Below are 11661 nucleotides of genomic sequence, written 5' to 3'. Positions count from 1 at the left end.
TCTCTTTTTAAACCGCTACCAGGCGCACGCTCGCACCTTCGCCAACACCCAGAGCCTCGGCCGCTGCCAGGTCCAACGTCACCGGTTTACCCGGCGCGTAGTCCAGCTCCAGCATCACCGCGCGGTAGTCCTGCAATTGCGCGTTGCTCACCAGGTACTGGCGGCCGACGCCCTTGACCATCTCGCCGATCTTCACCGGCACCACGCGGCTCTGGGCGATCGAGCGAATGCCCGAGACCCGTGCGTGCAGCGTCGGGCCGCCGTCGAAAATATCGATGTAATGGTCGGTCTCGAAGCCTTCGCGCATCAGGATGTCGAAGGTGATCTGCGCACGCGGGTGCACCTGGCCCATGGCTTCCTGGGCTTCGTCCGGCAGCAGCGGCACGTAGATCGGGTAATGCGGCATCAGCTCGGCGAGGAAGGTGCGGCTTTTCAGCCCGCACAAACGCTCGGCGGCGGCGTAGTTGAGGTCGAAGAAGTTGCGGCCGATGGCGTCCCAGAATGGCGAGTCACCGTTCTCGTCGCTGTAGCCGACGATCTCGGTCACCACCGAGTCGGCAAAGCGCTCGGGATGGCTGGCGACGAACAGCAGGCGGCCACGGGAATTGAGTTCCGACCACGGCGAACCGACCAGCTCGGGCACCACGTAGAAACTGGTGAGCAGGCTGTTGCCGGTGAGGTCGTGGCACTGGGAAAGCACGTGGATCTTGTTGTGGATCTTCAGCTCGCGGGAAGCGTGCACGAAGGTCTCGTTACGGAAGCTGTAGAACGGCTCGGAGTAACCGGCCGACGCGACAATGGCCGAGCAGCCGGCGAGCTTGCCGGTCTCGGTGTCTTCAAGCACGAAGAAATAGCTTTCTTCACCGTTGAAGCTCACCTCGGCGGCGAAGGACGCTTCGCTCGCGGCGATCTTGTCGCTCAGGCGTTCCACGTCGTCCGGCAAGGAGGTGACACCAATCGGGCTGTCCGCAGCCAGACGCTGTACCTCGCCCAGATCAGCCATTTGCGCGGGGCGCATCACCAGCATGGTGTCACTCCTTAACTCGAAAAACTCATAGGAAAAATACCGGACAGTTCCTGATTCAACGCAGGTCAAATGTGGGAGGGGGCTTGCCCCCGATAGCAGTCTGTCAGTTGATAAATCAGGTGGCTGACCCATCGCTATCGGGGGGCAAGCCCCCTCCCACATGACACGGTCCGGCAAATAAGGGTGTATCAGGCTTGCGTCAGCGTTTTTACTGCACGTTCAAAACGGTCCAGGCCTTCCTGGATGTCCGCGTCTTCCACCACCAGGCTCGGCGCAAAACGCACCACGTCGGGGCCGGCCTGCAGGATCATCAGGTTTTCTTTCTCGGCCGCGTTGAACACGTCCTTGGCCTTGCCTTTGAACGCATCGCTCAGTACGCAACCGAGCAACAGGCCCATGCCGCGCACTTCGGTGAAGATGCCGTATTGCTTGCCGATCTGCTCCAGGCGCGCCTTGAACAGCTCGTGCTTGGCATTCACGCCAGCCAGCACCTCAGGGGTGTTGATCACGTCGATCACCGCTTCGGCCACCGCGCACGCCAGCGGGTTGCCGCCGTAGGTGGTGCCGTGGGTGCCGACCACCAGGTGCTTGGCCAGGTCTTCGCGAGTGAGCATGGCTGCAATCGGGAAACCGCCGCCCAGGCTCTTGGCGCTGGTGAGGATGTCCGGCACCACGCCGTAGTGCTGGTAGGCGAACAGGTGGCCGCTGCGGCCCATGCCGGTCTGTACTTCGTCGAACACCAGCAAGGCGTTGTTGGCGTCGCACAGCTCACGAGCACCTTGCAAGTAGGCCAGCTCGGCCGGCAACACGCCGCCTTCACCCTGGATCGGTTCCAGCACCACGGCGCAGGTCTTGTCCGACACCGCAGCTTTCAGCGCGGCCAGGTCGTTATAAGGAACGTGGGTGATGCCGGTGATTTTAGGCCCGAAGCCATCGGAGTATTTGGACTGGCCACCGACGTTGACGGTAAACAGCGTGCGGCCATGGAAGCTGTTCAGCGCGGCGATGATCTCGTACTTCTCGGTACCGAAACGGTCGAACGCGACACGACGGGCCAGCTTGAACGCGGCCTCGTTGGCTTCGGCGCCGGAGTTGCAGAAGAACACACGCTCGGCAAAGGTGGCGTCGATCAGCTTATGCGCCAGGCGCAGGGCCGGCTCATTGGTGAACACGTTGGACACGTGCCACAGCTTGTTGGCCTGTTCGGTCAGTGCACCGACCAGCGCCGGGTGGGCGTGGCCCAATACGTTGACCGCGATGCCGCCGGCAAAGTCGATCAGCTCGCGACCAGCCTGGTCCCACACGCGCGAACCTGCGCCACGCACGGGGATGAAGGCGGCAGGTGCGTAGTTGGGAACCATGACCTGGTCGAAATCGGCACGTTGCACCGGGGCTTGCTCAACGGACATCGGAGTCTCCTGAAGAGGAACGCCTGCCTGGAACTGGCGGGCGATGCAGGGATTGTAAGGACAGTTTTCAGTAGGGCCTTGTCGCCAAGCGACAACTTCTTATAGCGCCAACCCGCGTTTTACGCGGGTTTACGCCAATGCGACAAATAGCATCGCAATGGCGCAGTTTAAACGCTGCGCGCCGTTTGCGTGAGGGCCAGACGTGCCGGCGGCATAACTATCTAAAGTCCGGCATGCCGGGGCGGCTGATTTACTCGTGGTTTCGAGCCCCCTCATGGATCCGAGCATGACAACCCCGACTTCTCCTGTACCGGCAGTCAGCGATAACAGCCGCCCCGACCAAGACTTTGAACCATTGACCGGCGCCCTGCCCGGCTGGCTGCTCAGCGCGTCCGTGCGCCAGCGCGAGGCGTTCAAAAAAGCTGCGCCCCTGCCTTTACCAACCGCCAACGCCGCGCAGCAAGCCGCCTTCAAACAGCTGAACGGTGCACATTGGCAAGCCCAGAGACGCGTCGACAACGCGCTCAAGGATCTCAAGGATCCCAAGGCGTTCGGCAAACCCTTGCTTGCAGACGCCTTGAAACAGCAGTTCAACCTTGAACTGGATGTGGAAGCGACCTTTATCCGCCTGTACATCCCGCTGACCATCCCTTGGTTTCCCGTGCGCTCTGGCGCCGCCCGCGCCTGGACCGTATCGCTGCTCGACGCCGCACTGCACAACTTCGAACACAAGGAAACCCAGGCGGACGCTTATGAACCGGCCTCCACCTACATCACCCGTCCCGACGCTTCCGGCCGGTTCGACACCTTGCCGGCGATCAAACACCAACTGCCGGTCGCTGCCTTCGCCCAACTGTGTCGCGACCTCGACCTGGGCGCCCGTTACATGCGCTACCTGCGTAGCGGGCTGGGCATGGACAGCCCGGTCGCCAGCGCGGTGCTGCAAACCAAGGTCGACGCCAGCCAGAAAGCCGCCCTGCGCGCAGCGCTGCAACTGGCACGGCTGCAGCAGGATATCCAGGACGATTACGCGCAGGTGATAGAGGGTTTCATCGAGGGCCGTACCGGCCTACGCCTCGGCACCGATGCGGTGCTGTGCCATGAATTCAGCATGATGGGTACACCGCTGACCGGTATCCTGCTGTTCGCACCGGATCTTGAAAACACCCGTAGCGTGCGGCGCCTGGTGGCCTATGTGCCAGATGACCCGGAACACCCGCTCAAGGAATATCGCTCTGCGCTGGCATTCAAGCAGGAACTGACCCGGCAACTGCGTACCCAGGACTATCAGGCGTTCTTCAGTCGCTTCGTGGCCCATGAACACCTCGGTGTGTTTTTCGCCGACCTCAGCCAGCGCCTGGAGAAAATCACCTGGCACCCCAGTGATCAAGGCAAAGGTCTGGCCCCTTGGCGCGCCGAACCCACCGACGATCCCACGCTGCAATTCTCCGCCATCCCGATCATGGGCGATCCGTGGGTATTCCTCTATCAATCCAGGCTGAACAAAATCCTCAACGACGCCCGCACCCTGGCGGTCGCCACCGCCACCGTGGACCGCAACGCCCGCTGGGCGCGGTGGGATGCGTTCGTCAATGTGGCCTCCTCCATTGTGAACACGCTGCTGATGGTGGTTGCACCCTTCATCCCGGGGCTTGGAGAGCTGATGCTGGGCTACATGGCCTATCAACTGCTCGACGACGTCTTCGAGGGCATCGTCGATTGGGCCGAAGGGCTCGACCGCGAAGCGTTTGCACACCTGATGAGCCTGCTGGAGGCTGCGGTTCAACTGGGGCTGTTTACGGCCGGCACGCAAATCGGCGTGCCTGAGTTACGCAAACTGTTGTCACCGCAAACCCTGGCCTTCATCGATCGTTTCAAACCGGTCACCCTCGCCAATGGCGCCCGCCGCTACTGGCAACCCGACCTCGAGCCTTACCAGCAGAAGCTGCAATTGCCGCCGCACCTGGGTATTGACGCACGCGGCCTGCATGACGTGCGCAAGGAATCGATCCTGCCGCTGGAAGGCAAACTCTATGCGGTGAAAAAGTCCCCTGAGGACGGCCAGTACCGTATCCAACACCCAACACGGGCCGACGCCTATCAACCCCAGTTGCACCACAACGAGCAGGGTACCTGGCGGACCGAACTCGACCAACCGCTGCAATGGACCAAACCCACCCTGCTCGGCCGCCTGGGCTACCGGGCGCAGGGCCTCAGTGACGCCGACCGCGAGTTGGCCCTGACCCTCAGCGGCACCCCTGAAGACGGCCTGCGCAAGATGCACCTTCACAGCGAGCCCCTGCCACCGTTGCTCGATGACGCCCTGGCACGGCTGCGCATCGAGCGCGACCTGGACACCCTGATCCAGCGCCTGAACAGCGATGACCCGGCAGCGTACGGCCGTATCGACCCGCAGGACCTGCTGCAACTGCTCACCGCCAACGGCTCATGGCCACACACCCGGGGCTTGCGCTTGCTGGATGATCAGGGCCGTGTGGCGTGGGTCTTCGGCGATCAGTCCAAGCCTCTGGTGCAAATTCATGAAGCACAATTGACCAACGGTGATTTGCTCAAGGCGGTGCTAAAGGCGCTGACCCCGGAAGAGATCCGCGCACAGTTCGGCGAGCGCGCCAGCGACCCGCAATTGAGCCTGGAAACCCGCGCGCGCAACCTGAGGAAGCGGATGGCCGAGATCGCACGCAAGCATCGAGGCGCCCTGTTCGAATCGCGCTATGGGTTCCGGCAGCATTCCGCACACCCCCAGGCCCAGCGGCTGATCGACAGCGCCCCCGGCTTGCCCGCATCGGTCGCCGAAAAGTTGCTGGGCCAGGCAACCGCGCAGGAACTGACGGCACTGCGCGAACAGCGCACGCCACCGCGCCTGGCGCAACTGGCCCAGGCGGCCCTTACCGAGGTACGCCTGAACCGCGCCTACGAGGGGCAACACCTGGACTCGCACATCAACCTCGACAGCGACCAACTGACGCTGAGCGCACTGCGATTGCTGCCAGGCTGGTCCACCGACGTCAACCTGCAAGCCCGGCACCGCACCATCGACGGGCCGCTGTGGCGCAGCATCGGCCCCGACACCGCCCCCATCCGCCGCAGCCTGGTACGCCTGGACAGCGGCCGCTACGTGCCCTATGACGAGCGCGGCCCGCTGTCCGGCGAGACCGACCTCTACACCGCCATCCTCCACGCCCTACCCGATGCCCAGCGCGATCAGCTGAACATCGGCATCCACCAAGGCCCTGAACTGCGCGAACGCCTGCGCCAACACCCGCCGCCACGCCACGAGCTGCGGGTACTGCTGGGCGCCGAGCCGGAACCCGCCGTCGAAACCCTGCAACTGCTCGGCAACGATGCGGGTTATGCCCAACAACCGCGCACCGCGGGCAGCCCGGTGAGCCTGCAGCAACGGGCACGTACCCTGTACCCCGGCCTGAGGGATACCCAACTGCACGCACTCATTGAACAGTTGCAGACTCGCCCGGGCGGCGCAGCAACACAGCTCGCTCAATTGGCCCGGGAATATGCACAACTGAACCGAGACCTGCTGGCCTGGCAAACGGATATTCCGACCCACCACCCGACCAGCGCCCAGGCGTTGAGCACCTGGGAGCGGCGCCAGGAAGAACAGAACCGCTTGACCATTGCCCATCAGCTCAAGCAAGCCTGGCGCCGCGAAACCAGGATCGACGATTACTACGAAGACCCGGCGCGCGACGGCCATGTGCTGAACCTGAACGCCAACTTTCTCGGTGAGCTGCCACGCCTGGACGCCCAGTTCGATCACATTTCCATGCTGCTGTTGGACGGCTCCGAGTATCTGCAGGGCGTGCTGCCCTTTCTCAGCCGCTTTCCCAGGCTGCGCCAGCTGGGGGTCATGAACACCCCGCTGGATGTTCTGCCCGCACACATCACCTCGCTGCCTCAGTTGAATTCACTGCAATTGAGCAATTGCCGGATCACCCTCACGCCGGAGAGCCTGGCGCGGCTGTCGGCGATGCATCAGCTGCGCTCGCTGGACCTGAACGGCAACCCGCTCGGCCTCGTCCCCAGTATCGAGGCCCTGCCTGAACTGGTCGCCCTGGACCTGTCAAATACCGGCATCGAGCGCCTGCCGGCCGGCCTGCTAAGCCGTACGGAGCTACAAGCCGCTATCTTGAACGACAACCGGATCAGCACGTTGCCGCAGGCCATGTTCGAATTGTCGGCCGAGTCCAGCCGCCGTTTCGACCTGTCGCGCAACCCGCTCTCACGGGCGACGCTGGAGAAGGTCAAGACCTACTACCAGGCACACGGCACCTACCTGGAGGCCAATGCCCTGCCCGCCGACATGCGTGACGCACAACGGCTGTTTCCGACGTTCCGCGACGAGCAGATCAACCGGTTCATCTTCGACCTGCCGGGCGACATCGAGGCCGGCAGAGTGGCCCTGGCGCAATTGGCCGCCGACTATCAGACCCTGACCGAGGAACTCCAGACCTGGGCCCGGGCCCCCGCCCTCTCCGACGTAGAGCGCGGACGCCGAACCGTGCTCAAGGAACTGCTGGAACGCAGTTGGCGGCGCGAAACCCCGCAACAGACCCGCTGGCTCAACTCCCTGGAAATCTCAAGCGCCCTGGCCGGTGAGCTACCGCAGTTGAGCATCCGCTTCGAGCATATCGGCGGCATTCGTATCGAGGGTAACGGTCGCCCCCTGCACCTGGATCACTTCCTGTCCAGCTTCAACAAGCTGAACGTTGTCGACATCAGCGACGCGCCGCTGGGGGATATCCCCGCGCCGTTGTTCAACCTGCAACGCCTGGAGTTTCTCGGCCTGCCCCGATGCTCGATCACGCTGTCCGCCACTTCCGTGCGGGGGCTGGAAGGGTTGAACCGCCTGGCGTTCCTGGACCTCAACCACAACCCACTGGGACTCATGCCGGACTTCAACCGACTCCCTCAACTGAGCCGCGTGCACCTGCGCAACACCGGCCTGCGCGAAGTGCCGACCGGCCTGCTGAGCAGCGAACTGCATGCGGCGGTTGACCTGAGCAACAATGCCATTGAGGACCTGCCTGCGAGCCTCTCTGATTTGCCCGACGCGATCGCCCGGGGCGTTGACCTGTCGGGCAACCCGTTGTCCGGGCAGGCATTGGAACGGATCAAGGCCTATTGCCAACGCACCGGAGAGTTCTTCAGAGCCAGGGTTTCCGACGCTCAGCGCGCACGCGTGCAACAGCTCTACCCGACCTTCATCGCCAGCGAGGCCGATCGTTTCAGCTTCAAACTGCCAGGCACGATGAGCGACATAGACGCTGAAATGCGCGAGCTCGAAGAGGAATACCGCCAGCTGGACACCGACCTGGATGAATGGATTGTCGATGTGCCGACGCACCACCCGATCCTCGACATCCCCCTGGACGAACAGACACGCGCCGAACAGCAATTGGTAAGGCGCAATTTCAAGACATTGCTCAAACAAGCCTGGCGTTATGAAAGCCCCGAAGACGAAGAGAGCCTCGATGACGATCTGACCCATGCAGTGACACTCGAAACGCCGATACTCGGCGCACTGCCACAACTCAATGCGCGCTTCGAGCATGTGACTTCGTTCGAACTGATCAGCGACGGCACAACCACCGAAGTCGACGGCACCCTCAGGGGGTTCCCCGAGCTGCAGACACTGACCCTCAACAGATGCTCATTGCAAACCCTGCCGACGTCGATTTTCAGCATGCCGCACCTGTCCTCCCTGGACCTTGCCGAATGCCGACTGAGCTTGACGCCCGAAAGTGCGCGCTCACTGGAAAACTTGAATGGCATTGAATTCCTCGACCTGAGCAACAACCCTCTGGGCCACGCGCCAGCTGTCAGCCGTTTGTATCAGCTGAGCTCGCTGCACCTGCGCGATGCCCAATTGCGTGAGGTTCCCGAGGGAGTATTCCAACTACCGTCCCTGCATACGCTGGACCTGAGCAACAACCTGATCGAGACGTTGCCCGAGGCCATACTGGAAGTCGCAACAACCCTCGACAACGACTCCGACCTGCGCGGCAACCCGCTGTCTGAGCACAGTCTGGAATTGTTGCGGCAGTACTACCTGCGCACCGGTTTTGCCCTGTATGTCCAGGCGGCTACACGGGATGCCGCGGGCAACCGGTTGATTCCACCGCAGGGCCCGCCAGAAGAGGAGTGAAGCAGGCGTTCAACCGCGTTCCGACGGCACCGATGACAGTTCGAACGGGCTGCTGCTGCGCCGCTGGTTGCGGTCTTCACGGGGGGTGGCGCCGAAGAAATTGCGGTAGGCGCTGGAGAAATGCGGCCCCGAGGAGAAGCCGCACGACAGGCCGATCTGGATGATCGACTTGCTGGTTTGCATGAGCATCTGGCGGGCCTTGTTCAGGCGCAGTTCCAGGTAGTACTGGCTGGGGACGCGGTTGAGGTATTGCTTGAAGATGCGTTCCAGTTGTCGTCGCGACACGCAGACGTGCTGGGCAATTTCGTCGGTGGTCAGCGGTTCCTCGATGTTGGCTTCCATCAGCAACACCGCCTGGGTCAGCTTCGGATGGCTGGAACCCAGGCGGTTTTGCAGCGGGATACGCTGGCGTTCGCCGCCTTCGCGGATACGCTCTACCACCAGTTCCTCGGACACCGCACCGGCCAGTTCCGCGCCGTGATCACGGGCCAATACCGCCAGCAACAGGTCGAGCACCGACATGCCACCGCAGGCGGTGAGACGGTCGCGGTCCCAGTCGAACAGATGGCTGGTGGCGATGACCTTGGGGAAGCGCTCGGCGAAATCGTCCTGCCAGCGCCAATGCACGGCAGCACGGTAGCCATCGAGCAGGCCGAGCTGGGCCAACGGATACACACCGGCCGACAGACCACCGATCACACACCCGGCTCGCACAAGCTGCTTGAGCGCAGTGCTCAGTTGCGAGGCAATGACAGTAGGTGGCTCATCCGCCAGCAGGAACAGCTTCTGGAAACCCTCGAGCTTGCCGGCCCACGGCTCGCCCGGCAGTTGCCAGGCACCTTCGGTGGCCGGTTCTGCAAGCAGGAACGACAGCTCGTAGACCACATCCGGATGCACCCGCTGGGCAACGCGCAAGGCCTCCTCAGCCAGCGCAAGCGTCAGGGCTTTTGTGCTGGGCCAAATCAGGAAACCAATTTTGTGGGCGGTCATGGAGTGCTATCCGAAGCCAGTAACAGTAATGAAGACAAGGGCCAATGCTAGCCCGTAATCGAGTACAAATCTCAAAAACGATGCATATCCAATGTGGGAGGGGGCTTGCCCCCTCCCACAGGGGTTACCTATTCACAGGAGGTCATTATTTCAGGCTGCCGGACAGGAACTGTTGAAGGCGCTCGGACTGCGGGTTCACCAGCACTTCCCGCGGGTTGCCACGCTCTTCGACGATGCCTTTGTGCAAGAACACCAACTGGTTCGACACCTCACGGGCAAAGCCCATTTCGTGGGTCACCACCACCATGGTGCGGCCTTCCTGGGCCAGGTCCTGCATCACTTTGAGCACTTCGCCGACCAGTTCCGGGTCCAGCGCCGAGGTGGGTTCGTCGAACAGCATCACCTCCGGTTCCATCGCCAGGGCGCGGGCGATGGCCACGCGTTGCTGCTCGCCGCCGGACATGTGGCCGGGGAACGCATCCTTGCGATGACCCACGCCGACCTTGGCCAGGTAGTGTTCGGCTTTTTCACGGGCGTCTTTCTTCGACATGCCCAGCACGTGCACCGGCGCTTCCATCACGTTTTCAAGCGCGGTCATGTGCGACCACAGGTTGAAATGCTGGAACACCATGGACAGGCGCGAACGCATGCGCTGCAACTGTTTAGGATCGGCAGCCTTCATGGCGCCGTCCTTGTTGGCCACCAGCTTCAACTCTTCGTTGTTGAGCAGGATCTTGCCGGCGTGGGGTTGCTCCAGCAGGTTGATGCAGCGCAAAAAGGTACTTTTGCCCGAACCACTGGAACCGATGATGCTGATCACATCACCGGCCGCAGCGGCCAGGGACACACCTTTGAGCACTTCATGACTGCCATAGCGTTTATGCAGGTCTTGGACTTCAAGTTTGTACATGCGGTCGGTTCTCACAAAAACAGGTGGTCAGTCGTTGAGCAAGCGCCCGTGACGCAGCGCTTCGCGCCCCGCCACCTTGGCCAGCCAGAAACCCGCTTGGGCATAACGTAGCCGTTCAACGGCAAACAGCACCCCCGAGGTGCCCGCGCAGATCGTGCTGACGCGGTCTTCCAGGGGGTCAATCACTTCAAAAATCGGCTCGCCTTTTTCGACCACATCACCGGCTTTACGCAGGTAACTGATCACCCCGGCATGGGGCGCGAACAACAATTCGGTGCCTTCAAACGGCAGGCCTTCGCACGGCTCGTACAGTGGCGCCGGCCATTCGCCCTTGATCAGGCCCTGCTCGGCCAGGAACGCGAGGATGCCTTCGGCGTGGAAGATCGCTTCGTCGCGGCCCGTGTCAGCCTGGCCACCCAACTCCAGTGTCGTTGCCAGGCAGGCCAGCGGGACCTGTGCCGCGGGAAACGCCTGGGACAAGCGCAGCCACGGCAGCGAGCAGGCTTCATCAAACGAACTGCCGCCGGAGTCTTCCGCCAGCAGGCCGACCTTCACATTCAAATGCGCCGACAGCGAACGCCACTGCGGCCAGTGCTGCGGCAGTGCATACATGTGCAGTGCGGCTTCGGCGTCGCAATGCAGGTCGAGCACCACATCGGCGGTGCAGGCGTGGCTCAGCAAGATGCGCTGCATGCCTTGCAACTGGCTGCTTGGCTCGGGCAACGCGCGGAGTACATCGCTCATCGCCTGACGGATCAAACGCACATTGGCGTGGGGGTCATCACCCAACCTGTCGCTGAGCAACGCGGCAACCGGCTCGCTCAACTCGACAAAATCACGGTTGAAGTTCTTGCCACTGCCCACCTCGAAACGCCCCTGGTGGCTGCCTTGCAGCAGTTGGCCCAGGCCCATCGGGTTGGCGACTGGCACCAGCTCGATCACGCCATTTAGCGCACCTTGCTGTTCCAGTTCGACGAGACGCTTTTTCAGCTCCCACGCGACGCGCATGCCGGGCAATTCGTCGGCGTGCAGGCTAGCCTGGATATAGGCCTTGCGCTCGCCCTTGCCGAAACGGAACACGCTCAGTTGGCGCTCGCAGCCCAGGTGACCCCAGGGCAACCGGTGATCGATACGTTCCATA

General features: G+C 62.4%; 6 protein-coding genes. 1 reads left to right on the top strand and 5 read right to left on the bottom strand.

Annotated features, from left to right (window positions below; translation table 11 throughout):
• Positions 1 to 7: 7 nt before the first annotated feature.
• A complete protein-coding gene (gene aruF, locus NL123_RS07090) occupies positions 8 to 1027 on the bottom strand; it encodes an arginine/ornithine succinyltransferase subunit alpha (RefSeq protein ID WP_003175655.1) in 1020 nt (339 codons plus the stop codon).
• Between the two features lie 188 nt (positions 1028 to 1215).
• Entirely contained in the window at positions 1216 to 2436 is a 1221-nt protein-coding gene (locus tag NL123_RS07085; protein WP_071493988.1) for an aspartate aminotransferase family protein, read from the bottom strand.
• A gap of 286 nt (positions 2437 to 2722) precedes the next feature.
• Between NL123_RS07085 and NL123_RS07080 the strand changes: the two genes are divergently transcribed.
• Entirely contained in the window at positions 2723 to 8620 is a 5898-nt protein-coding gene (locus NL123_RS07080; protein ID WP_494357483.1) for a dermonecrotic toxin domain-containing protein, read from the top strand.
• A gap of 9 nt (positions 8621 to 8629) precedes the next feature.
• On the opposite strand, the gene argR is transcribed toward NL123_RS07080, so the two are convergent.
• The 3 genes from argR to NL123_RS07065 all read right to left on the bottom strand — a co-directional run bounded on the left by argR (position 8630) and on the right by NL123_RS07065 (position 11660).
• Positions 8630 to 9610 carry a transcriptional regulator ArgR gene (argR, locus tag NL123_RS07075; RefSeq protein WP_122576195.1) on the bottom strand — a complete coding sequence of 327 codons (981 nt, stop codon included), beginning with the start codon at positions 9608 to 9610 and terminating at the stop codon, positions 8630 to 8632.
• Positions 9611 to 9755: 145 nt separating this feature from the next.
• Complete coding sequence (locus NL123_RS07070; protein WP_003214336.1) at positions 9756 to 10520, bottom strand: ABC transporter ATP-binding protein; 765 nt, start codon at positions 10518 to 10520, stop codon at positions 9756 to 9758.
• 27 nt (positions 10521 to 10547) lie between these two features.
• Complete coding sequence (locus NL123_RS07065; RefSeq protein WP_494357482.1) at positions 10548 to 11660, bottom strand: succinylglutamate desuccinylase/aspartoacylase family protein; 1113 nt, start codon at positions 11658 to 11660, stop codon at positions 10548 to 10550.
• Between the last annotated feature and the right edge of the window lies 1 nt (position 11661).

Source organism: Pseudomonas sp. FBCC-B1565 (assembly GCF_059133265.1).
The sequence above is the reverse complement of the archived record's forward strand: the minus strand, read 5'-3'. Positions and strand labels throughout refer to the sequence as shown.

Coding starts and splice junctions, on each gene's coding strand:
- aruF (WP_003175655.1), bottom strand. CDS start 1,027: ATGCTGGTGATGCGCCCCGCGCAAATGGCTGATCTGGGCGAGGTACAG.
- NL123_RS07085 (WP_071493988.1), bottom strand. CDS start 2,436: ATGTCCGTTGAGCAAGCCCCGGTGCAACGTGCCGATTTCGACCAGGTC.
- NL123_RS07080 (WP_494357483.1), top strand. CDS start 2,723: ATGACAACCCCGACTTCTCCTGTACCGGCAGTCAGCGATAACAGCCGC.
- argR (WP_122576195.1), bottom strand. CDS start 9,610: ATGACCGCCCACAAAATTGGTTTCCTGATTTGGCCCAGCACAAAAGCC.
- NL123_RS07070 (WP_003214336.1), bottom strand. CDS start 10,520: ATGTACAAACTTGAAGTCCAAGACCTGCATAAACGCTATGGCAGTCAT.
- NL123_RS07065 (WP_494357482.1), bottom strand. CDS start 11,660: ATGGAACGTATCGATCACCGGTTGCCCTGGGGTCACCTGGGCTGCGAG.